A 24,698-nucleotide genomic window follows, 5' to 3' on the forward strand; every position below is an offset into this window, starting at 1 on the left:
ATTATGTTAACACATCGTTTTTTCACGAAAATAACGTTTTACTATATAGGATTCCTTTTCAATCTCGCTGATCAGCCCCGGTATCACCGCAAGCATTTCCGTTACAGCAGCCTTTTCTAACTGACGGCACAAATTCGACAGATGATGCGCCCCGACATTAGCACTGCTGGATTTTAGAGTATGGGCTAATAAGCGCAGACTTGCGACCTGTTGAGGTTTTTCAGCCAGCTCTTTTAAACTTTTTTCCAGCGTATCTAGAAACAGCTCCGTAACTTTAACAGTTAATTCCTGCGGCGCCTCAGGACTAAGCGCGGCAATATTCTGCAGAGCTTTAGGATCCACACATGGATCTGAATGTGAAACATCTTTATCTATATTTTTCGAGCCCTCTAAACTCTGCCGCTCAGAGGTTCTTTCTATCTTATTTAATTTTAACTGCCCAGCTGTACTCAGCCACGGCGTTAAAACTTCAAAAAGCTCTGCAGCAGAAAACGGCTTACTCAGATAATCATTCATTCCGGCCCGCAGGTAATACTCCCTGTCTCCGTCCATGGCATTAGCCGTTAATGCAATAATCGGCAGTTCAGAAGAAAGTGCGCCGCTTAACTCCATTTTCCGGATTTTTGCAGCCGCTTCCAGCCCGTCCATCTGCGGCATCTGCATATCCATCAAAATAAGATCATAGGACTGCCGCTGCAGTGCTTCAACAGCAGCCTGTCCATTATCAGCCAGATCAACCTGCAGGCCGAAGGCCTGCAGCATTACGACCGCGACCTCCTGATTGACTTTATTATCCTCAGCCAGCAGCAGGCGGTAAGGGTGATCAAAACGAAAGTCTGCTAAGGATTCATAAGCGCTTTCAGCAGCAGTCTCCTGCACAGATAAGTCCTCATAGGCAGCTGAAGCGGCATCCGGCACAGACGGCAGCGGCAGCGTAAAAACAAAACAGCTGCCTTTAGCAGTTTCTGATTTTACCTTTAGCTCTCCCCCCATTATCTCCACCAGGTTACGGGTAATCGCCAAACCTAACCCCGTACCTCCATATTTCCTGGTAGTTGAACTATCTGCTTGAGAAAATGATCTGAAAATATGTTCAATTTTGTTTTCTTTAATACCGATCCCTGTATCTTCAACTTCAAACTGCAGTCCCCCCGTTTCCAGCTCAGCAACACGCAGCCTCACTTGTCCGTGATCGGTAAATTTAACAGCGTTGCTAAGCAGATTACTAAGCACCTGCCTGAGCCGTATCGGATCACCAAGATAGGTACAGTGAAAATCAGCAGGGATAGAAAGCATCAGCTCTATGCCTTTTTGAGATGCGCCTTCAGTATACAAAAGAGCGGATCCTTCAATAAGCTCACGCAGATTAAACTCAATCGATTCCAGCTCCATTTTCCCCGCTTCAATTTTAGAAAAGTCTAAAATATCATTGATAATATCGAGCAGATCTTTCCCTGACTGATAAACAATTTCAGTAAAACGTTTCTGCTGCTGATCCAGCGGACTGCTGAGCAGCAGTTCAGTCATGCCCAGCACACCGTTCATAGGTGTACGAATTTCATGACTCATGGTTGCTAAAAATTCACTTTTTGCTTTACTGGCGGCTTCGGCATTCTCTTTGGCTAATAATAACTCCTGAGTCCGCAGTGTTACTTTCTCTTCTAAAGTATCGCGGTGTTCAGCCAGTACCCGGTCACGAGTCTCAACCTGCTCTAACATCATATTAAAACCGCGGATCAGCGAACCAATTTCATCATTACGCTGCCCGGGAATACGAATATGATAATTTTTCTGCGCTGAAACCTGCTGCATCACCTCGGTCATCTGCAGTAAAGGCTGAGAAATAAGGAGCTGCATACGAGCCGCAAGTATAAAAGCCAGTAAAGTTCCAAGTATAATAATAAAAGGAGCAAAAAATGCCTGCCGCCATAAACGGGCGCGCAGCTGACTTTGATCGTTAATAAGAATGACATGTCCGAGGACTTTATCCTCTAAGCGGATCACCTCAATATGGTAGATAACATCATCAGGTCCGCTGCTGTGCAGAGTGTTTAAATCCATCTGCAGCAGTTTTTTATTCGCTTCAGGATCAAAAGAGGTTTTGATATATTCAGCCATTAACAGGTTATCGCTGTCATAAATCCTAGCCAGTACAATTTCAGGTTTTGCCTCGAGACTAGCCAGACTCTCTTCTGCCGCTTCTTTATCCTGAAAAGTCAGAGAGGCGGTACTCTGTGAGGCCATTAACCTGGCCAGTGCTTTAAGTTGATTTTCGGCATCAGTATAGCTGTAGTGGTACTGCATCATTCCGATCAGCAGCACAATAATTAAAGCAACCAGAGTCCCGGAAAACAACCCGATTGAGGTTAACTGACTTCGTAATGAAAAACGGCTGAGTCTGATCATTAACATTACCTCGGTTTATCAACTAAGATCGCAATTTTAAGCAGTTTAGAACTTAATTTAAGCTCCGTCTGCGAGAGTCGGCGCATATTCACTTCAAAGCGCAGACGCTGATCTTTTTCAACTAAATTTATTAACCCGCCATGACGTAAAAAACGCGTGTCATCACTGATAGTTAATACCGCACTACGATTGATTAATGAAAGAATATAACGGTAACGTCGATGTTCAGAGGGGTCGATATACAGCGCATGGCATTGTCTGAAATCAGCCTCATTCAGCGGTTTCTGCACAACAACTGAATGACCGGCAATCTTTTTATTATGCAGTGTCTGCAGCTCGTCAGCCACCCGCCCTGAACCATACACACAAAACTGAAAGACCCCGTCGGGGCTGTCCCAGGTCGAAGCCGGCCAGCGGGTAAATTTGGCCATATTATACATATATGCGGCCTTTAACGTTTCTAAGGCATGCACAGCCGGCGCTGAATTCACTTCAGCGGCCGTTATCAGAAGACAGAAAAAAGCAAGCCGTAAACGCAAAGCACCACCTCTGAGCATTAACACCTCCTAAGATAACTCACCAGGTCAATACACCTTGAAGAAAAACGCTGCGTTCAATCATTGACGGCACAGACCAGGGTTCAGCAATAAACTCCTGCTTGGCAGAGTCCAGCAGATTACGACCGCTGACAGATAATTCAAGTGATGACAGCGGGCGCCAGGCAAGGCGCAGATCACCGTCAATATAACTGCTGACGGTACTGTCCGGCCAGGAACGCTCTCCGGCATAATAAAGGCGCAGATCCAGTTCGAGACTGCTGCTTAAATCAAAACTGCCCCATAAAGAGGCCAGCTGCTCAGATGTTCTGCCGGCTACTGTAGAGATAGGATTAACAGCAGACGCACTGGGTGCATCATCCTGCAGATTGATATCTATAATGCTGTACACCAGACGAAAACGGCTGCCGGGTGCCGCCTGCCAGGTAGTTAACAGTTCAAGGCCCTGACTGTAGCCGTGAATATTATTATCCAGCTCCAGCGGAATCACTAAAAATGTCTCCCCCTTGATAACCTGCGTGGATGCACTGCCCATATTATAACTGCGCAGATCTGAATAATTATTATAAAAAGCGGCCAGATCCACTGCAACAACAGGCTGCGGCTGCCAGCGGATACCTAGTTCATAAGCGTCCAGCCACTCGGACTGAAAACCTTTATTGCCGACAATCTGCAGCATAGTCGGCAGCGGATCACTAGGATCCAATGTAAAAGGAGGCGCAGAGCCGACATTGAGAATAAATTCACTCTCTCCTCGAGAGGGAGTGCGCACCGCGCGTGAAACCGCCCCCCACACAGTAAGCTGTTGATCAGGCACCCAGCTCAAGCGTATATTAGGCTGCAGCTCGGTGCCGCTGTAGCTGCTTCTTTCCAGCTTGGTACCTAAAGTCAGGGAGAGTTTCTGCTCAGGAAAACGAATGGTATCCTGAATAAAAGCATTCCATATATCACTGTGCTCCACAGGATCTGCAATAGAAATTATCGATGAGGAAGCCGCATCACTACGGCTCCAGCGGTAACCTGCTCCCCAGACCAGTTCATGATCGTTAAAAGGAACAAACTGATGCTGCAGCTCAAAATTCACAGTATCGCGGCGCTCACTGTACTTAAGGTCCTGATGATCATAGAAATCATAGTTAAACTTTACACTGAGCTCTGAATCCAGGCCCCGCAGCTGCCCCCAGCTGATACCTAAGTTACCGCCCAGCGCGTCGATATCACCATTAACCACCCGGTTCGTATAGGGAGATTCAAAGCCTGGTACAGTATGCTGCTGTCTTAAATCATCGCGATAAAGATCTCCTTGAAAAGTCAGCCACTGATCTTCTTTATGCTGTATATCAAGGCGCATTCCGGTCTGCAGGTAGTCACCGCCGTTATCCTGATCCGTTTCAGACAGATCCAGCGACTCATCCAGACTGCGCCCTTTAGCATAAACACGCATTTGCGCATTTTCAGCTGGTTCAAAACCCTGACGTATTTCAGCCATCCCCCGCAGCTCATTACCGGCAGCAAGTGATAAACGGCCGCCCTGGGTATCAGCAGCTTCTTTGGTAATAATATTGATAACACCATTAACCGCATTCATGCCCCAAAGAGTAGCCCCCGGGCCGCGGATCACCTCAATGCGTTCAATATCAGCCATCAGGTAATCAAGGTATTCCCAGTAAACACCAGAATAGGTCGGGGTATAAACACTGCGCCCGTCAACCAGTACCAGGAGTTTATTAGCCAGACGACCGTTAAAACCACGAATACTAACGGCCCACTTGTTAGGATCAATCTGTGCAACATCAACCCCGGGTACTAACTTTAACGCTTCAGGAATAGAGGTCGCACCGGAACGGCGGATCTCATGTTCAGTCACTACATAAACAGCGGCGGCCGCCTCGGAGAGTTTTTCACTTTTTTTACTAACGGAGGTGATCTCAATCTGCATTAATTCATCAAAATCAAGATCCGCCAGATCACTTGTTTCATTGTCTGCCAGCACCAGGCAGGAAAATAAACTAAGCAGTGCAGTTAGATAGTTGATATTTCTCATCTATATCAAATCCTTTTGCTATGGAATCTTATCTGCTGATATTAACCTAGGGCTGTTAACTAACTGCAGTCGGTATTGCCTGCGGCTATTACAGCGGATTAGAACTGTTGAATTATAACTAAGCGCTGTTAGCAGATGATGAAGATCTTAAAAGCCGCAACGCATCAACTCATGATCAAGTTATAGTATTTAAAGTAGCAGCTGCAGGCCTGTTTTTGTAGAGAAAAGTTGAAATAAACTGGATGATTACCTAAAAAATTTCCTTCTTTGCTCTTCTATCAGCAGTAAAAACAGCAACAAAAAAACATATACATAGAAACAGTTAAACCTCAGCTTAATAATTAAGCTGAGGTTTGCGGGTACTGTTCTCTCAATTCTAGCCCTATGCGGGACAGTGATTAAAGTGCTAAGAAAGACTTCACCTGATTAACAATACCCTCGGCAATAGTCTGGCTCTGCATTTCCGAGAAAATCCGCAGTAACGGTTCGGTCCCGGAGAAACGGGCAATCACCCAGCCGCCGTTTTTAAAGTAAACTTTAAGACCGTCCGCATAACTGACTCTTTCAATTTCATATTGAAATTCAGGCAGCTGCTTTTCAACATACACTTTATTGTAAATAACCTCTTTCTGCTCAGCTTTAAAAGTACAGTCGCCTTCTGCAGTATAGGAATATCCGTAAACATCATAGATTTCCGCAAGCAGTTCAGAGATCTTTTTACCGGTTACTGCAATCATTTCCACCAGCAGACTGGCGGCAAAAACACTGTCTTTACCCTTGATATGACCGCGAATTGTTAAACCGCCGGAGCTCTCGCCGCCGATTAATGAATCATCCGCTTCCATTTGTGAACTGATATGTTTAAAACCAACGGGTACTTCAAAGGATTTCTGACCGTGATCAGCCGCTATTTTATCGAGAATATGGGTTGTAGCGATATTACGCACCACCGAACCGCTCTGTTTTTTGTATTTAATCAGATAGTAATAAAGCAGAATCAATACTTCATTGGGATGAACAAAGTTACCCTTTTCATCAATAATACCGATACGATCCGCATCACCGTCTGTTCCTACACCGATATCATAACCTTTTGCAACAACCAGGTGCTTAAGCTGATATAAGGTAGCGGCGCTTGGCGACGGCATCAGCCCGCCGAAGGCCGGGTTTTCACCGTCATTAATAACATCAACATCACAACGTCCGGTGATTAATACCGTCTGCAGTGCATTTTTAGCCACACCAAACATAGGATCAATTAAAACCCGTAAATTAGCCTGTTTAATCGCCTGCACATCAAGCAGATCCAGCACCGAATCAACAAACTCATTCATCGGATTTATAACAACAATCATGCCGTCTTCTACTGCTTTATCAAAATCAAGCACTTTAATATCAGCAGAATTTATTCCCTCAATTTGTGCTTCAATTTTTTCGGTAATGATTTCATCGGCATCGCGCCCGCCTTCAATAAACACCTTGATACCGTTGTAATCAGAAGGGTTATGCGATGCGGTAATACATGCCGAATAAATCGTGCCCATTGTTTTAGCTTTGTGCATAACAATCGGAGTAGGCACGAATTTATCAATAAAACTTACCTTAATACCGTTACCCGCTAACACTTCCGCAAACCATTTCGAAGCCTTGTCGGAAAGAAAGCGACGGTCATAACCAATCACAAAACCTTTATTAACGACATCTTCAATCATCATAATATTTGCCAGCGCCTGTGCCACTAAGCAGACATTTGCTCTAGTGAATTCATCACCAATAATCGCGCGCCAGCCGCCCGTGCCGAACTTAACCATATTTATCTCCATCTATTTTCTGTGTGCTGATTCTTTAGCAGAAAAAGAGACCGAAGCCCCTTTACTGAATCAACCCATTACCACGATAACCTCGTTAACACTTGCTGCTGTTTGTACCGGGACAGCACCTTGGATAAGCTTTCCATTTAAAGTGATTGATTTAACACCTTTGCTGACATTATTCGGATTTTCAACTTTGATATTAAACTGTGCACCGCGCCATTCACGGCTTACTGTGAAACCAGGCCAGTCCGTCGGGATACAAGGATCAACAATAAGGCCGTCAAAACCTAAGCGCACACCAAGAATAAAATTAGTTACCGCAAAGTATGCCCAGCCGGACGTCCCCGTTAACCACGGATGGTTGGCTCTACCGTGATCCTGATGATCCCGGCCCATAATAAACTGCACATATGAATAGGGCTCTGCAATACGTGTTTCAATCATCTCATTCTGATTGTAAGGATTAAGTGCATCGTAGAATTTCATCGCCCGGTCACCGCGGCCTAGTTTAGCTTCAGCTACCCAGGCCCACGGATTAGGATGCGAGAATATTGCGCCGTTTTCTTTTACACCCTGATATACACGGGTAACAAAACCAATATCATCATTCGGTGTTGAAAATGACGGAGAATTAAGGTGTAAACCAAACTCAGAATAGAGATGCTCATCAACCGAGTTCATGGCAGTCTCACCACGCTCCTGTGATACCGCACCTGACAATACCGCCAGTGTATTTGACTCAAGATGAATGCGGCCTTCGGTCTGCTGCGCGGTACCTATTTTTTCACCGTTTTTAGTTAAACCGCGGATATACCAGCCGCCTTCTTCATCCCAAAGGTGTTTTTCACAGGCGGCACGAACGCCTTCAGCCATTGCCGAGTATTTTTCAATATCGGAGACTTTATCAAGATATTTAGCCAGGTCGATAAACTCCTGCAGTGCCCAGTAATGCAGGAAAGACACCATAGATGACTCGCCGCCGCCGAGATTCAGACAGTCATTCCAGTCAGCCCGCAGACCTTTACAAATCCCGGTTTGACCAACATATTGTGCAGAGAAGTCTAATGCGGCTTTCATATGCTCGTAAACAGTTGCATCACCACCGTTCGCATAGGGGATCACTTCATCAAAGAAGCTCTCTTCACCGGTTTCCATTACATATTTACAAATCGTCGGCACGATCCACAGGTGATCATCGCTGCAGGTATCATCAATACCGTGAATTTTGTCATCATCCGAAGGTGTCGGTACAACAGTTGGTGATTTAGACGGCTTTACATCGGCTTTTTCCGGATCAAACCAGTCAGGATCAAACAGATGCAGACCGTAACCTTCTTTAACCTGACCACGAAGCAGATCCACAATACGTTTACGGGTCATTTTCGGATTTGAATGCGGTACTGAAATCGCATCCTGAGCGGTATCACGGTAACCAAGGCCGGTACGGCCGCCGACTTCGATAAATGATGCAAAACGCGACCAGACAACACAGGTTTCCGCCTGGTACAAGGTCCAGGTATTGATCATGGCATCAAGACCTGCGTTTGGCGATTTAACCTGGAATTTACTGCAGCGGCTTTCCCAGTGATCTTTAATCTCCTGGAAAGCACTATCAACCTTGGTTAGATCCTGGTACTTAGCACGTAATTCAGCACCGTTACCTTTACCGATACCTAAAATGTAAACAAAACGCACCTCTTCACCCGGCTGAATCACAAACTGCTTGTGCAGAGAGCCGCAGTGATTATTACAGGTTTGTGCAGAGTTAGAACAACTGCCGTTTTCAAGCGCAATCGGATTTGCTTCATCACGGTAAGCACCTAAAAAAGCATCGCGCTGACCGTCATATGAATCCGGATCAAAACTAGATGCCAGGTAATAATAACCGTCAAGTTCATTAGTATTATAATAAAGATCGTATTCAATCACTCCGTTATTGTATGAGGTACCGGCTGAGTACAAAGACATCTGATGATTCTGATTATCTGACTGAATATGGCTGAATGAGAATTCAACAAATGAGAACGCTGAAATGGTGCGTGCTTCAGTGCCGTCATTTTTAATAACCACATCCCAGATCTCTGCATCTTCGCCTTTTGGTACAAATAACGTTTTAGTCGCAGTAATACCGTTATAAACGCATTTAAATTTCGAATAAGAAAGGCCGTGACGAACTTCATAGTCCGCTTCATCCAGGCTTTTCGCCACCGGCTGCCATGAGATAGACCAGTAGTCTCCGCTCTGATCATCACGTAAATAAACATAATGGCCGGGGCGGTCAAATGACGCATTCGGGCGGAATTTAGTAACACGGTTATACTCTGGTGAATTGTAAAAAGAGTAACCACCAGCATTCTGCGAGATAACGGTGCAGAACTTTTCTGTTCCTAAGTAGTTAGTCCATGGCACCGGCGTGTCCGGGCGTGTGATGACGTATTCTCTATTGTCATTATCAAAAAAACCGTATTTCATTTTTCTTCCTTACTCTGTAGTAGAATTAGTTGTAAATAATTAAATATTAAGTCTGCTGTTAAAACTCTCTGAAATTAATGCCCTGCGCGGCTAACAGTTTTCGCTGTCCCTGCAGGCGGCTTTGGAAATCCTGCCAGCAGCGTTTCTGCGGCTGTGACCAGCTGACTTCAGCATTAGCCAGAAGCCGCGGGAACAGCATATGGTCGATCCTGTCCTGATTAAGCACCACTTCACTCCACAGTGCACACTGCACACCTAATATGCGCTGTCTTAGCGGATCATCCTGCTCTAGTATCTGCAGAGGTTCATAGCGGTAAGCCTGCTCTAAAGGCAGCACCCCGGCCCAGTCAACACCCGGCTCCTGCGGCGCATAATCCTGAACCAGATCGAAATAGGTATACCTGTTCGGCTGCATAACCACATCAAAACCGTTCTGTATACATTCCAGTCCAGCCTGCTCATCTATCCAGGAATAAACAACTGTCTCTTTGCTGACCTTGTCACCATGCTTAACTTCCTCCCAGCCAAGCATTCTCTTACCTCGTTTCTGCAGTCTGTTTTCTACATAACGAAGCAGAAAACCCTGCAGCTCTTTTGTATCCCTGTAACCCTGCTCTGCCATTAATAAACGGCATTTTTCACAGTTACTCCAGACGCCTTGCGGCACTTCATCTGCACCGACATGTATATAAGGTGAAGGGAACAGATCACAAACCTCATCCAGTACTTTATCGAGGAACTGATAAGTACCCGGTAGTGCAGGAGACAGAACGTTATCTGTATAAGCTTGAATACTTAAATAGTCCGACTTGTCTTGTGGATCCGCCAGCAGATGCGGCAGGGATTTAACAGCTGCCCGGCAGTGCCCGGGGATATCTATTTCAGGGATCACAGTAATGGCAAACTGCTCGGCATAGCTGATCACCTCACGGATCTCCTGCTGCGTGTAATAACCGCCGTATTTTTCAGTTAAATGCGAAAACTGCGGCTCTAATGCTGTGCCAGGCCCCCGCCATGCGCCGATTTCTGTTAACTCAGGAAATGCTTTTATCTCAATCCGCCAGCCCTCATCATCGGTGAGGTGCCAGTGAAAATAGTTGTATTTGTATAAGGCTAACTGCTTAATCAACCGCTTCACGGTAGCTATAGAATGAAAATGACGAGCACAGTCCAGCATCAGACCGCGGTACTGATAGCGAGGCAGATCATCTATTTTCAGACAGGGTAATAAACACACATTGTCCTGCTGCTCTGCTCCGGCAATTAACTGTATTAAAGTGGCGCAGGCATGCACAAATCCCTGCTGTGAGTTTGCTTTGATCAGTACACTGTTTGGATTAACAGAAAGGGAGTAGGCACAGTCCGGCATCTGTTCATCGAGCACCATGGAGATCCTGCCACAGACACTTCTGTCTAGTGTAAAACCTGCTGACTCTGTTATTTCGGCACTCAGCCAGTCAGCGGCCGCCGCCGCCTGCTCATACTGAGAGTTAATCTGTGTATCAGCCGATAATTCAAAAACACCTAAGACACTAACCTGTGAAGCTGGCTGAGGAATAACTGCGCCGGCAGCCGCTTTCGCAGTAATTTTACCTACAGCTTTCTGTACCGGCAGTTTTAAGCTGATCGGGTTAATCCGGACTGCTGTAGTTTTCTGATAATTATCAGAAGCATCACAAATAAATGCCTCTCTGATACCGCACTCATAATTACTAAGCGGCGCGGATTTTATTTTAAACTCAACCTGATAACTGCTGTTCGGGGCAATAACCTCAGCAGCCGGCGGCCTTAATCTGCTGAAGGTTCCAATCTGATTTATCGCGCCTTTACTCAGTGACTCAGGGAAAATATAACGCGCAAAATCCATGGTTAACAGCCAGCCAGAAAGCACGGTATCCGATAGATTATGCAGGGTTAAAGACAGGCGCATCTCTTGTGCATCAACAACAGCAAGATCTATTTTAAAGCTCATCGCTTATTCCTTTTGTAATTAATACTAAATACTTCATCAGGCCTCCTGACGATCTGCATACTGCGCCATCACAGCCAGCAGATACCAGCCGGCATGCGGGATCCACTGCTCCCCCCAGCGCCAGTTCTGAAGCATATCTTTACCCTGCGGCAGCGGGTTAAAAGCAATATCATTTTCATTTTCAAAACCGCCGGTAATGCCGTTACAAACTCCGCCTTTAGCATTAAAAAAACCTAACTCCGGCAGGTAATCCGGATTGTTAAAACCAGCCCCGTCCAGCATGCACATATCAAAGGGATTTAACCCCAGGATCCAGTTCAGCGATCCCTGCGCAAAGCGCTCTAATTCAGTAATAACCTCTGCATCGTTAACCCAGGGTTTAGCAAAATAAGCCATGCAGGCTAATGAAGCTAAGCGTGCATTTTCGCCCTGCCACCAGTAACCGCTCTCATTATCATGGGCAATAAAGAAAGCGCTGCGCTTCTCACCATTAACAGATTTAACGTACTGACGCGGATAAGAAAAAGGATTAAATACTTCACGGCTGATGGACAGCTCAAAATTCAGCGCATTAATTAATACCTGCAGATACAACTCTCTCTGCCGGCGATCTGTTTCAATCTCCAGGTACAAACAAAGTGCAATCACCGGCAGACCGGCTTCCGCGCCGTGAAAATAGGGACGTGAGCCGTCGGCATTAGCAGACCAGTAATTGCAGTGATTGGCATCACTTTGCTGACGTCTGCTTAATTGTGCGGCCCAGTAACGCGCTTCCTGCAGGTATTTATCCTGCTTTGTAGAGCGGTAAAGTTCCACCGATGCCGTTAATGCACAATATTCATCAATAATATTTTCAACGGCATCATCACAGTAATTACAGTTAAAGGTTTTCAGGTGCCAGTAAGCTTTTTCTGCACAGTTCAAATACTGCTGTGCATCATACTCACCGCCTTCAGGGCTTAAATAAGCCCGGGCAAGCGCGGCAATAGCCATGCCCGCTCCCTGACGAAAAGCCGCCTGATAATCATCCGTTTTATCACCGCTCTGTTTTTCGTAGGCGCAGATATCGCGCTGTTTTGGATCTTTGCTCCATTTATCAAAAACTGTCAGGTAGAAATAACCCTCTTCACTAAACATGCGCAGTAGAAAATCGGCACCGAATACGGCTTCTTCCTGCAGACGAATTTTTGAATGGGCCGCAAAATCCGGGTTGTCTTTTAATAAATCTAAACCTTTAAACATATTCCACACGATCATCGGGATCTGCTGCGGATTCATATAATTAGCATAGGAAAGGTGACTGAAATATTTACTCATATCCCCCGATGCGTCATACCAGCCGCCGTGCACATCAGCTTTTTTATCACTGCCGAAAACAGACGCCTGCTTATCGTGCTGATCAAAAATTCCCGTACAGCGCTGTGATTTAAAATAATGCAGCACATCAGAAAAACTACTGTGCATCAGAAGGCCCTCTGCAATTAAGAAGGAGTGTGATGTACATTCGCCGCAGCGCAGAAAATATGAGCCTGACTGCTTAAAATCGGAAAAGTCTATAGAGTAAAAGTATCTGCTGATCCACTGGTCAACAGAGCCACAGGATAAAATCGGCAGGTGTTTAATCACTTCTCCGTTTTCTGCGGATACTAATTGTACAGCCGGTAATTCTAAAAACGTTTCAGTCTGCAGGACGGCCTGCTTAGCGCCAAAACGTTCGTAACCTATATGATTGCTAAGCAGTTCCACTTAACCTCCAGATATTCGTAAAGATAACAAGCTGGTCTATTCCAAGCGCTTAATTATCTGATCTACTATAAATAAGATTCCCCGAGCCGGACGGCCCGGGGAAGACCACTTTAGAACGAAGCCCCGCGATTCAAAGGAGAGTTAAATCGCGGCATTTACCATTACTCATGCAAATGACAACGAACAAAGTGGTTTTCAGCAAGTTGTTTTGCCGCCGGCATCTCGTCTTTACAACGAGGTACAGCATGCAGACAACGGCCGGCAAAAGGACAGCCGACTGAGTCAGGCGTCCACAAAGGAATCTCACCCTTGTTACCTGCCAGTCTGGTATGAATCGATTTGCCCGGATCGGGTACAGCAGAAACTAACAGCTGTGTATAGGGATGCTGCGGATCATGAATAATCTGATCGGTATCTCCCCATTCAACCATATGGCCGACATACATTACCGCGAGATCTTCAGCAATATAACGTGCGGTGGCAATATCATGGGTGATGTACAGCAGTGACATTTCACGGTCAAACTTCATCTCCTGCATCAGGTTAAGTACCCCGGCACGGATAGAAACATCAAGCATGGAGGTTGGCTCATCGGCGAGCACTACTTCAGCCCCCACCGCAATATTACGCGCTAAGTTAACCCGCTGACGCTGACCGCCGGAAAGCTGATGCGGAAACTTAGCAGCCGTTTCTTTAGCCGGAATAAGACCAACCTGCTCAAGAAGCTCATAAACACGCTCTTCCAGCTCTTTTTTATTACCCTTGCTGACCTTATTGTGAATCTTCAAAGGACGGGCAATATGATGAAAGATATTATGGGTTGGATTTAAAGAACCAAAGGGGTCCTGCCAGACCATCTGCACACCTTCCCGGTAGGTCATCAGCTCCTTACGATGTGTAATGGTCTGAATATCACGCCCTTTATATAAAATCCTGCCCGCTGTCGGGGCGTACATTTTAGCAATCATTTTTGCAATGGTAGATTTGCCGGATCCGGATTCACCTACAACGGCCATGCCGCGGCTTTTGTACATTTTAAAAGACACATCATTAGATGCGCGCATCAGCGGCTGTTTTAATGCATTACTGCTGACTTTGAAGTCTTTGACAATATTCTGCCCTTCAACCAAAAGTTCACCGTACTTATTACTCATAACTATTTCCTTAAATAATCTAATCTGCAGGTCCTAAACCGCGGCAGCCTCAGTTTCAACAACCGCAATCGACTGGCCGCCGACAGCAAGATGACAATTAGACAGATGTCCGTCCTGGACATCACGCAGCTGTGTTGCTTTCCTGCGGCAGATATCTGTAACACGTTCACAGCGTGCCTGAAAACGGCAGCCCTGCGGCAGCTCCAGCAGATTAAGCGGATTTCCCGGAATACCTTTTAACTCGGCTTTCGGCCCGGTTAACGACGGGAAAGAACTTCCTAAGCCGTGCGTATAGGGATGGTAAGGTCTTTCTAAGATATCTTTAGCGGCGGCAACTTCAATTAACTCACCTGAATACATGATGCCGATGCGGTCGGAAAACTCGACCATTAACGACAGATCATGAGTGATGAATAAAATTGAAAAACCAAACTCTTCTTTTAAGGCATAGATTTTCTGCAATATTTCACGCTGCACCACCACATCAAGTGCGGTAGTCGGCTCATCCATAATGATTAATTTCGGATTAAGCGCTAATGCAATAGCAATCACTAAACGCTGACGCATACCGCCGGAAAACTGATGCGGATAGTCTGATAAACGGTTAGGGTGAATATCAACAATCTGCAGCAGCTGTTCAGCTCGTTTTACTGCTTCATATTTGTTTTTATCCGTGTGACGCATAATCACATCGGTGAACTGATCAACAATCGGGATAACGGGATTCAAAGCGTTCATCGCACTTTGAAATACCATGGACATTTCACTCCAGCGGAAGATGCCCATCTCGCCGTCACTGTACTTCATGATGTCTTTTGCACCGTTACCGTCATCAAAGAGAACTTCCCCGCCGCTGATATAAGCCGGTGGCTTATGCAGGCGCATTAATGAGAAAGCAACCGTTGACTTACCGCAGCCGGACTCACCGGCCAGGCCGAATACTTCACCTTTGCCGATATCAAAACTAACATTATTTACCGCACGTACATCGCCGTCAGCAGTGATGTAGTCAACACATAGATTACGGATAGATATTTGAGGTATAGTCATTATTTTTCTCCGCCCGCTAAGTCTTCTGCACCGACAAAGCTTGGAACAGCGACATGCGGGGCACGTGATTCTTTATCTTTTTTAGCCATTTTTTCCCAGCGCTTCATACCTTTATTGGCACGTAACTGCGGGTTGGCAATTTCATCAACAGCAAAGTTAAGCATGGAAAGACCGATGGCCAGCGTTGACAGTGCTAAACACGGTGCTAACAGCTCCCACCATGCGCCGATCAGAATCGCCGATGATGTCTGCACGTTGTAGAGCATGATTCCCCAGCTGATAGTGCCCGGATCACCAAGACCTAAGAATGAGATAGTTGCTTCAGTCACGATTGCGTAACTCACCGAACCGATAAAGCTTGCTCCGACAATTGAGATCAGATTAGGCAGAATCTCAATAAAGATAATGCGTATACGCGACTCACCTAATACTTCGGCGGCTTTGACAAACTCTTTTTCCCTTAATGACATGGTCTGTGCGCGTATTACCCGCGCCCCCCATGCCCAGGAGGTCATACCTATTATCAGTGCAATGGTTAACGGCCCCGCCTCCCCGATAAAGGCGGCTAATACAAACAGCAGCGGATACTGTGGAATCACCAGCATAATATTCATCGCGGCACTTAAGATATCGTCAACACGACCGCCGAAATAACCTGCGGAGATACCAACCACAGTGGCTAAGAAACACACAACGATACCCGCGCCGAAACCAACCGCCAGTGAGACACGTGCACCGTAGGCAACCTGCGCCCAGACATCACGCCCCATACGGGTTGTACCTAAAACATGCTCTGCTTTTTTAGACATCAGCATTTTACGCTTATCATCGGCTAAGTTCTGCGCCACCCAGCCGTCCGGTGAAGCCTGCGCCATTTTCACAACAGCCGCCGGGTATTCATGCGGTTTACCGGTACGTTTATTGGGTACATGTCCGGTAATTAACGGTGCAAATACCGCCATAAAGATAAATATAAACAGGATGCTGCAGCCGAATAATGCTTTCGGATTATTTGACAGTAATTTAATCAAACCTTTCATAATTCTTAAGCTCCCTTACGAAGGCGAGGATCCAGCACAACATAAAGCATGTCGGCTAATAAATTGAAGAACAGCATAAACAGTGTCATTACCAGTAACTGTCCCTGCAGCACCTGGTAGTCACGCGCATTGATTGCATTTAATAAAACCGTACCAAGTCCCGGGTAGTTAAAGATAATTTCCACAATCATCTGACCGCCGATAGCCATACCCAGCGCCATAGACAGCGCCGTTACACTCGGCAGCATGGCGTTACGCGCGGCATAATTAAATACCACTCGATTTTCACTAAGGCCCTTGCCTTTAGCCATGGTGATGTAATCTTCAGCTAACAAGTTGATCATGTTATTACGCATGTTGATCAGGAAACCGCCGACCTGCACAATCGAAGCTGCAATTAACGGTAATACTGCGTGGTAAGCGACATCCTTTATAAATGTCCAGCTTGTCCAGTCAGGAGTGAGTCCCGGCGTGTAGGCATTACCGGTAGGGAACCAACCTAAACCGATAGCAAAAGTAAACATCAGAAGCATCGCAATAACCACTTGCGGTACAGACTGAACAGCCAGCATGCCGGGAGAAAAAATAGTATCGAACTTACTGCCGCGGCGCCAGGCGGCAAAAATTCCGAGTACAGAGCCTAAAGTAAATGATAATAATACTGCGCTGCCGGCCAGGAACAGTGACCAGCCGAATGCGTTGCCCAGCACAGAGTTTACCGATAACGGGTAGAACTGTACTGAAGTACCTAATTCCCATGTAAGAACACTTTTGATGTAGATAAAAAACTGTTCGTAAAGAGGGCCGTCAACAAAACCTAATAACTCTTTCATGGCTGCGATACGCTCAGGTGTTACTTGACTAGTTGCATTTGCAAACATCATGGTCACCGGGTCACCCGGCATTGCCCGTGGAATAATAAAGTTCAAGGTTGCCGCAAAGAGCAGCGCAATAAAGTAAAACGATAAACGTCTTAAGAAAAATCCCATAACTTACACCTTAAGAATCCATTACTTGTCCGCGTAAGCGGAATGGAAAAATCATCATGGTAAAACAGTCACCACAATAAAAAATTGCGAGGAAAAAAGGCGCACATTTCATGCGCCAAAACTTACTTCTTATATTTAACAAATAACGGTTTAATTAAAAAAGGCACACAAGGTGCCTTTCATTCACGCTATTTAATCGGTTTTAAGTCTAATACCTGTAGAACACGCTCAGGGATACCAGCATAGATACCTGGACGGCCTTTAGCGTTGTCTGCATTCCACCAGCCGCTGAAACGACTTGTGTTGTACTGGAAGCTGTTTAAACCGGACATGACCGGAATGGTAACCTGCTCTGCCGCAATGATTGCCTGGATCTGGTTAGCCATCTTGATCTGCTCAGCTTTGTCTGCAGTTTTGTAGAAGCTTGCTAATAAAGCGTCAACTTTAGCGTTTTTCCAGTGGTGCATAGCAAAACGCGGATCAGTTGATTTCTGGTACTTAGACGCATACGCGCTGTCCCAGTATTTGTGCGGGTCACTGCCGTGGAAGTAGTTAGTGTAAGCTACATCATAAGTCGCATCCTGCATCGCTTTGTTGTATACCGCAAAATCAGGAGTACGTGCTTTAGCTTTAATACCTACTTCTTCTAAGTTTTCAACAGCAAGCTGTACAGTATTGTTGAAGTCAGTCCAGCCGTTTGGAGACTGAATAATCAGCTCAAATGACTTACCAGACGGAGTTTCTACATAACCGTCATCATTTAAATCTTTAAAGCCGGCTTTCGTTAATAGCGCTTTTGCACCGTCAACATTGTAGGTATTAAATTTTTTGTATTTATTATGAACAGCTTCATCAGACCATGCTTCAAACGCATAACCTAAACCAGAAGCAAAATCATTAACCACACCGTTACCATAGAATGCGATATCGATAATAGTTTCACGGTCTATCGCCATTGAAAATGCACGACGGAAATCAACATTAGTCAGTGCTTCATTTTTAGCTGCATCAGGGTTTTTGAAGTTAACAACAAATGCCTGAGTGCCCGCCGGCGTTAACCAGTATTTATGATTCGGATTTTTAGATGCGTATGTTTTGTCGATATCAGGAATAAATGAAGCAGACCAGTCCAGCTCAGAATTGATAACCTTGCCTAATAACTGATCGTTATTGGCGATCTGCGGCATACGGATACAGTCAACATCTAGATTATCTGCATCCCAGTATGTCGCTGCAGTACACTGAGTGTATAAAGTCGGAGTAAACACTTCCACTTCAGTAAACGGACCTGTACCGACAGGATTTTCATTGGTAAATGTATCCGGCTTATCAACTTTGCTCCATACGTGCTGCGCAACAACCGGGACACGAACTATTTCGTAAGGTGCATTGGAATTTGCTTCAGCTAGTGTGAATTCAACTTTATATTCATTTATTTTCTTAACCGAGGTGACAATTTTATTAACGCCGGTCTGATCTAGAGAAGTTGTTTTGTTCACCAGGTTAAATGTGAATACAACATCGTCAGCTGTGAATTTTTCACCGTCAGACCACTTAACACCTTTGCGGATATCAAAGGTTACTGATTTAAGGTCTTCAGCCATTTCAAAACCAGTGGCTAAACGGAACTCAGGTTTGTTAGCGTGCATCTCGTTAAAGATAACCAGCGGCTCGTATACAAAACCGAGTGTTGTACGTAAAGCAGTACCCAGGAACGGGTTAAAGTTACGAATACTTGTAGGGTATAGGTGAGAAACAATTGTTAATTCGCTTTTATCTGAAGCTTGAGCAATTTGCGGAGTAATCAAGCCCGCAGCGGCTGCTGAAAGAACAAGTGCAGTAATTTTCGTTTTTTTAAAATTGGCAAACATTTGTATTCCTTACTCTATATTTTTCAATAATATTTATACGTATAAACATTTTTCAATAAGTTTCCTGTCTCATACCTGAGTGATTAACTGCTCATTCTTAAGTCTCGTATTCACTCTTACCTGAGCGCCAGCCTATTGAAAAAATCCATTCAAACCATGGCCACTTAAACTGTAAAATATTCTCATGCCCGGCTTTCGCAACTAAGAAAACTACAGCGGCTCAAAAGAGTCAATTATCCCCTACGTTAAAAACGTCAAAAGCTTTTAAAACTCCGTTAAAAACGTTACTTTCGGCATTTAAGCGCTGCTTTTACAAACAATTTTATCTGCACCAGATCACCTTTATTTACAACACAAAGAAAGATCATGTTAGCACTCACTTACAACATTAACCTTGCGATACTAGAGAAAAAAACAGACAAAGGTGGTTAGAGTTCAATTTATTGCAGTTAATGATTTTTTCTTCCTGTATTTTGCCGGTTCGTTGTGACTTCTCTCGCATTTTACTCAACAATTCGCTTTAAAAACCTAAAGTAATAAGAAATAGTGCTGCTCTGTGATAACTTTAATGAGAATATTTCGCCTAACAAATTAAGATAAAACTATTGAATTGATGTTATAGATTTGATCTGTTTACTGTGACTAAAAAATATATTTAACTAAATAAATTATTTACTGAGTTCCTCTCTCCTGAGAGAGATGCAGGATTTAGAGAACCGGGGTTATCACTTAAAAAGCTTCTATGATTAAAATTAAATACTTTAAAAAACTTAAAAACACCTTAATGGTCGCTTTTCTAGTGCTCAGTATTACGCCGTTAACACTGAGTTCGTTATTTTATCTATACACACAAAGTCAGGACTTAAGTGAACAGATTAAAACCCATCTGATTACTCAACGTGATAATCAGCAGCAGCAGATAGAAAGTTATTTCAAAGCCCTGGAGTCTGAAGTCCGCAGCTTTGCCCGCTCAGAATTAGGTATCTCCAGCGGCGGACGTTTTTACGGACTGGTAAAGGCTTTCCAGCATTTAGGTAATACTCCCCAGGAAGCGCAGACTCATGCACAAAGACGTTATGAGCCGGGTTCCGGAGATATTATTAACAGCAAAATCAAGCGAGATTCACCAGAATACCTTGGCAGTGAACGCTACCGCCTGATCCATAAACGCTACCACTATCTCTATTCTGACCTGCTGGCACGATCTGATTTCAGCGACATTCTTCTGGTTAATTTAAAAGGCACCATTGTCTATTCCACCCGGAAATTCGATTATTACGGTACTAACCTGCTTAAGGGGAAATATAAGGACAGTCCGCTGGCAGATACCTTTAAAACGGTTTCGCAGCACGTTAAAACCAAGCCGAACGAAAAAATAACACCGGTAATTTTTTCTGACTTTAAGAAACAGGGAACAGAAGAGCCGGCCTGGTTTGCCGCCCCGATAAAAGAGCAGGGTTACCTGCACAGCTTTGTTATTTTTAAACTTGATAACAGCCGCTTAAGCAGTCTTCTTGCTAAGTCCAGCGGACACCAGCTGCGCACATTATTAACTGACGATAATTCCCGCTCACGGATCAACCTGCCGCAGGAGCAGGCTGCATCTCTCCAGACAGACAGTATCCAACAGGCAATTAACGGCTTCACTTCAGTTGACAGCTTCAGCAATAGCCAGGGGGAGCAGGTACTGGCGGCCTTTACGCCGATATCTGTGCTGGGAAAAAGCTGGGCATTAGCGATTGAACTACCGGAAAAATTAGCCTACGCACGGGTAGAGCAGCTCGAGCAGGTGTTTATTATCACTCTGCTGCTTGCTATTGCGCTGGTTGTTATTGCTTCACATTATCTGTCCAACTCAATAACCGCCCCTATTCTTAATTTAGCCTGGATTGCAGAGCGCCTGGCCGCCGGTGATCTTGAGCAGAAAATGACTGGAACTGAGCGTCAGGATGAAATCGGCAGGCTGGCAGTCAGCTTTGCACGAATGAAACACTCAGTAAGTGAAAAACTGCAGCTGATTCATAAACAGAATAAAGAGTTAGAAACGAATCTTGCGCTTATTCAGCAGCAGAATAACGAGCTGCAGCTTAGCGACAAGTTAAAAGATGAATTTTTAGCCACAACCTCCCATGAACTGCGCACTCCATTACACGGCATGCTTGGTATCACTGAGATGTTATCTTCCGGTGCCTACGGCCCTCTTAATAAAGATCAGCAGTATCAGCTCGATATAATCAATAACAGCGGCATGCGCCTGTCTCACCTGGTTGATGATCTGCTCGACTACCATAAAATGCGCTACGGCAATTTATACATTAATAAACACGCCCTTGATTTATCATCTGCTGTACATCTGGTCTTGGAGCTGTCCAGCCACCTGCTGGATAACAAGCCGCTGAGAATTATTAATCAAATACCCGAACACCTTCCGCAGATCGTTGCGGATGAACAGCGTTTAGAGCAGGTATTATACAACCTGATCGGCAATGCAATAAAATATACCAGTGAAGGTAAAATAATTATCTGCGCGAATGTTATTGAAGATAATCTGCAGGTACAGGTCATAGATACCGGCAGCGGTATTGAAGCAGCCCAGCTTGAGCATATCTTTGAGCCGCTCACTCAGGCTAATGTAGACAGCCCCTATTACCGTCAGGGAGCAGGACTTGGCCTGTCAATCAGCCGGCGCTTAATCGAATTAATGGGCGGCAGTTTATATGTCAGCAGCCAGCCGCAGATAGGCACCACATTCAGTTTTACCCTGCCCCTGGCATCTGCAGCAGAAGTCTCTGAAACTAACTTGTCCGGCCCGGTTAAACATTTTAATATTCCGGCCCCCAGTGAACAGATCTCGGTTACAACAGATTCGCTGCCTGATAACCCGAATGCACCGTTATTAATTGTTGCCGATGATGAAGCCGTCAATCTGCAGGTCTTAACCAGTTTTTTAAGGCTCGAAGGTTACCGGATAAAAACGGCATTAAACGGTGCTGAAACACTTGAGCTTATAGAACAGGAAATACCGGCTTTATTGTTATTAGATGTCATGATGCCGGGAATGAGCGGTTATGAGGTCTGCCAGGCATTACGTAAAGAGTTTGATGCCGGCAGTCTGCCGATTATTATGCTGACCGCATTAAGCCAGAGTAAAGACCGCATTAGAGGTTTTGAAGCCGGGGCGAATGATTATGTCTGCAAACCTTTTAATCAGAAAGAGCTGGCGGCTAGGATCAATGCTCACCTGCAGGCAAGTCAGACACAACGATTAAACAACAGTAATATACAGCTGCGTCAGAGCCTCAAAAATCAGGAGCAGATAGAAGCAGGCTTATTAGAAACGCAGGGTAATCTGCTCACCCTGCTTGAGCACAGCCCAGATGCAGTCCTGTGCATCCGCAATGACGAAAGAATCCACTTCGCCAACCGCAACGCCGGTAAATTATTTAAGCGCAGCCTGCAGCAGCTGCAGCACTATCAGCTTGATGAGCTGGTGGTGAAGCGCAGCTTAGAAAATAATAACAAGCATAATCATGAAATCGATATTTATATCGAAGGTAAAATTCAGCGCTTAACAGCTTCTGTTATCCCTCTGCCTGAACAGTCAGGCCTGCACAGCCTGATTATCATCTGCATTGATAATAATTATGATGCGCAGCGTGTTACTAATTTAGAAAATGCAGTTGAGACCCTTTCTAATTATGCCTTTGACGGCGACAGCAGGCAGCTGCAGTCATTAAAAGAATTAGGCGGTGAGTTCACCCGCCTGGTTGATAAAGTTGAAGGCAAAGGAGCAGATAAGAATCAGCTTAAACGTGAGGTTTTAGTCGATGTAATGAACCGGACACTGGAGTACTGGGAACTGGAAAACAGTCAAACTAAGTTTGAATTAGCCGAGCAAAGCCGCTTATGGCGTGTTTATCTGGACCGCAGCACCCTGCAGACCCGTACTCTTGACAAATATCTGCATTTAGAAACTTTGCCTAAAGCACCACGCTGGCGGACAGTATTAAGCACTATCGAGTATGTGCTTGCTAATTGTGATGTGCACAATCAGCAGCGCCTGAAAATAGAACAGCTTCGCTCTCAGCTACAGAAATTAATCAGCTAACAGACGAAAATAATAAGCCCAGTCAAACTGTCTACCGGGATCCGTTTTGCGTCCCGGTGCAATATCACTGTGTCCCGTTATCCGCTCTGTTGTTATCGCCGGATAACGCAGCTGAATCTGCGTGGTTAATGCGCTAAGCGCCAGATACTGCTCGTTTGTATATGTACTATGGTCTGTGCCTTCCAGCTCGATACCGATGGAATAATCATTGCAGCCTTCAATACCTGCAAAACAGGAGACTCCTGCATGCCAGGCACGTTTTACAAAAGGAACATACTGCTCTATCTGACCATCGCGGCGGATCACACAGTGTGCCGAAACTTCTAATCCCTGCAGATCCGCAAAGCCGGAATCTTCACTACAGTCTAAACAGCCGCTAAACAGCTGTTCAACAGCCCTGCCGCCATAAACCCCTTCAGGCAGACTGATGCAGTGGATCACCAGCAAACTGATCTGAGTATCTGCAGGACGCTCATTATAAAAAGGACTGCGGATCTGTTTTGCTGCCGGGTAAATGCCGAATTTGTCGATCACAATAATTTTCCAGTATCTGTAATTTTCACTGGCTCCATCATAGTCTTTCTTTCAAATAAAAAAAATCCCTGTATAAACGAGGATTTCTAATCTAGACCTTAAAGCTCCATTTAAATTCTATTTGCTGGCTGCCCGTAGTTAACAAAGAGGAGCAGCACGGTCAGAACGGCTTAAAGCTCTTCACCTGCCAAACCGCAGACAAAAAAAAACCACCGGAGTGAGGATTTAAAATCTTAAAATTTAAAAATCAGTGATTACTGACCTTTTCTTTAAGACTGAAGTAAATGCTGGTATTTAGCACCTGTAAATTTTCTTTAGGCATAAAAAAACACTCCCGGAGGAGCGCTTTAAAAGTATTAAGTTAATAATTCGTTTGAATTACTGACCTTTTCTTTAAGGCTGAGGTGCTTTTGAACCTAGAGCTTATTAGCTACGTAGAAGCTGGTTGCCCGTAGTTAACAAAAAGTTGCAACACGGGCTAAGCGACTTGCTACTTCACTTTTCTCTGGACAAAAAAATCCTCACCTAAGTGAGGATTTAAAATCTTAAGATTTAAAAATCAGTGATTACTGACCTTTTCTTTAAGACTGAAGTAAATGATGGTGTTTTGCACCTATATTTATAAACCGCAGACATAAAAAAACGCTTCCGAAGAAGCGTTTCAAATCTTATCGTTTAAAACTCAGTAATATTACTGACCTTTTCTTTAAGGCAGAGGTGCTTTTGAACCTAGAGCTTCTTAGCTACGTAGAAGCTGGTTGCCCGTAGTGAACAAAGAGTTGCAACACGGGCTAAGCAGCTTTCTGCTTCATCTTTTATCTGGGCAAAAAAAATGGCTATGTCTTAGTTAGCTGTTGTAGATCTACCATACTTAATACATGTGTGAATAACGATACCGGGTTACACTCATGAATGAACAACAATTTATCCCTTTCTTACAA

The 24,698-nt window shown here is 44.8% G+C and carries 14 protein-coding genes; 1 reads left to right on the forward strand and 13 read right to left on the reverse strand.

The annotated features are described in order from the left end of the window. Positions 1–6: 6 nt before the first annotated feature. The 12 genes from G337_RS26215 to G337_RS0112975 all read right to left on the reverse strand — a co-directional run bounded on the left by G337_RS26215 (position 7) and on the right by G337_RS0112975 (position 19,115). The gene (locus G337_RS26215; RefSeq protein ID WP_051303241.1) at positions 7–2,406 is read right to left on the reverse strand and encodes an ATP-binding protein; all 2,400 of its coding nucleotides are present in this window, start codon (positions 2,404–2,406) and stop codon (positions 7–9) included. A gap of 5 nt (positions 2,407–2,411) precedes the next feature. Next, on the reverse strand, positions 2,412–2,963 hold the full coding sequence (locus G337_RS0112925) for a YfiR family protein (protein WP_028864264.1): 552 nt from the start codon (positions 2,961–2,963) through the stop codon (positions 2,412–2,414). 19 nt (positions 2,964–2,982) lie between these two features. Then, the gene (locus G337_RS26220) at positions 2,983–5,007 is read right to left on the reverse strand and encodes a TonB-dependent receptor plug domain-containing protein (RefSeq protein WP_051303243.1); all 2,025 of its coding nucleotides are present in this window, start codon (positions 5,005–5,007) and stop codon (positions 2,983–2,985) included. Between the two features lie 398 nt (positions 5,008–5,405). After that, positions 5,406–6,818 carry a phosphoglucomutase/phosphomannomutase family protein gene (locus G337_RS0112935; RefSeq protein ID WP_028864265.1) on the reverse strand — a complete coding sequence of 471 codons (1,413 nt, stop codon included), beginning with the start codon at positions 6,816–6,818 and terminating at the stop codon, positions 5,406–5,408. A gap of 69 nt (positions 6,819–6,887) precedes the next feature. Beyond that, positions 6,888–9,293 carry a glycoside hydrolase family 94 protein gene (locus G337_RS0112940; RefSeq protein ID WP_028864266.1) on the reverse strand — a complete coding sequence of 802 codons (2,406 nt, stop codon included), beginning with the start codon at positions 9,291–9,293 and terminating at the stop codon, positions 6,888–6,890. 58 nt (positions 9,294–9,351) lie between these two features. Then, positions 9,352–11,265, reverse strand: a complete 1,914-nt coding sequence (locus G337_RS0112945; RefSeq protein WP_028864267.1) for a beta-N-acetylhexosaminidase — start codon at positions 11,263–11,265, stop codon at positions 9,352–9,354. Positions 11,266–11,301: 36 nt separating this feature from the next. Then, positions 11,302–13,011 carry a glycoside hydrolase family 9 protein gene (locus tag G337_RS0112950; RefSeq protein WP_028864268.1) on the reverse strand — a complete coding sequence of 570 codons (1,710 nt, stop codon included), beginning with the start codon at positions 13,009–13,011 and terminating at the stop codon, positions 11,302–11,304. Between the two features lie 161 nt (positions 13,012–13,172). Next, the gene (locus G337_RS0112955) at positions 13,173–14,165 is read right to left on the reverse strand and encodes an ABC transporter ATP-binding protein (RefSeq protein WP_028864269.1); all 993 of its coding nucleotides are present in this window, start codon (positions 14,163–14,165) and stop codon (positions 13,173–13,175) included. A gap of 33 nt (positions 14,166–14,198) precedes the next feature. Then, entirely contained in the window at positions 14,199–15,215 is a 1,017-nt protein-coding gene (locus G337_RS0112960; protein ID WP_028864270.1) for an ABC transporter ATP-binding protein, read from the reverse strand. After that, on the reverse strand, positions 15,215–16,255 hold the full coding sequence (locus tag G337_RS0112965; RefSeq protein ID WP_028864271.1) for an ABC transporter permease: 1,041 nt from the start codon (positions 16,253–16,255) through the stop codon (positions 15,215–15,217). The genes G337_RS0112960 and G337_RS0112965 overlap by 1 nt, the downstream gene beginning before the upstream one ends. A gap of 5 nt (positions 16,256–16,260) precedes the next feature. Beyond that, entirely contained in the window at positions 16,261–17,244 is a 984-nt protein-coding gene (locus G337_RS0112970; RefSeq protein ID WP_028864272.1) for an ABC transporter permease, read from the reverse strand. Positions 17,245–17,432: 188 nt separating this feature from the next. Beyond that, positions 17,433–19,115, reverse strand: a complete 1,683-nt coding sequence (locus G337_RS0112975) for an ABC transporter substrate-binding protein (protein WP_028864273.1) — start codon at positions 19,113–19,115, stop codon at positions 17,433–17,435. 742 nt (positions 19,116–19,857) lie between these two features. On the opposite strand from G337_RS0112975, the gene G337_RS0112980 reads away from it, so the two are divergent. Continuing rightward, positions 19,858–23,223, forward strand: a complete 3,366-nt coding sequence (locus G337_RS0112980) for an ATP-binding protein (RefSeq protein ID WP_028864274.1) — start codon at positions 19,858–19,860, stop codon at positions 23,221–23,223. On the opposite strand, the gene ampD is transcribed toward G337_RS0112980, so the two are convergent. Continuing rightward, positions 23,212–23,757: a 1,6-anhydro-N-acetylmuramyl-L-alanine amidase AmpD gene (gene ampD, locus G337_RS0112985; protein WP_028864275.1), complete on the reverse strand. Its 546-nt coding sequence runs from the start codon at positions 23,755–23,757 to the stop codon at positions 23,212–23,214. The two genes, G337_RS0112980 and ampD, sit on opposite strands and share 12 nt — an antisense overlap. Positions 23,758–24,698 lie beyond the last annotated feature (941 nt).

It is taken from the genome of Psychromonas aquimarina ATCC BAA-1526 (genome assembly GCF_000428725.1).
Lineage (GTDB): Bacteria > Pseudomonadota > Gammaproteobacteria > Enterobacterales > Psychromonadaceae > Psychromonas > Psychromonas aquimarina.

Excerpts from the sequence above, each read along its gene's own strand:
- G337_RS0112965 (WP_028864271.1), bottom strand. The coding sequence starts at position 16,255 with ATGAAAGGTTTGATTAAATTACTGTCAAATAATCCGAAAGCATTATTC.
- G337_RS0112940 (WP_028864266.1), bottom strand. The coding sequence starts at position 9,293 with ATGAAATACGGTTTTTTTGATAATGACAATAGAGAATACGTCATCACA.
- G337_RS26220 (WP_051303243.1), bottom strand. The coding sequence starts at position 5,007 with ATGAGAAATATCAACTATCTAACTGCACTGCTTAGTTTATTTTCCTGC.
- G337_RS0112955 (WP_028864269.1), bottom strand. The coding sequence starts at position 14,165 with ATGAGTAATAAGTACGGTGAACTTTTGGTTGAAGGGCAGAATATTGTC.
- G337_RS26215 (WP_051303241.1), bottom strand. The coding sequence starts at position 2,406 with ATGATCAGACTCAGCCGTTTTTCATTACGAAGTCAGTTAACCTCAATC.
- G337_RS0112980 (WP_028864274.1), top strand. The coding sequence starts at position 19,858 with ATGATTAAAATTAAATACTTTAAAAAACTTAAAAACACCTTAATGGTC.
- G337_RS0112975 (WP_028864273.1), bottom strand. The coding sequence starts at position 19,115 with ATGTTTGCCAATTTTAAAAAAACGAAAATTACTGCACTTGTTCTTTCA.
- G337_RS0112945 (WP_028864267.1), bottom strand. The coding sequence starts at position 11,265 with ATGAGCTTTAAAATAGATCTTGCTGTTGTTGATGCACAAGAGATGCGC.
- G337_RS0112960 (WP_028864270.1), bottom strand. The coding sequence starts at position 15,215 with ATGACTATACCTCAAATATCTATCCGTAATCTATGTGTTGACTACATC.
- G337_RS0112935 (WP_028864265.1), bottom strand. The coding sequence starts at position 6,818 with ATGGTTAAGTTCGGCACGGGCGGCTGGCGCGCGATTATTGGTGATGAA.
- G337_RS0112970 (WP_028864272.1), bottom strand. The coding sequence starts at position 17,244 with ATGGGATTTTTCTTAAGACGTTTATCGTTTTACTTTATTGCGCTGCTC.
- G337_RS0112925 (WP_028864264.1), bottom strand. The coding sequence starts at position 2,963 with ATGCTCAGAGGTGGTGCTTTGCGTTTACGGCTTGCTTTTTTCTGTCTT.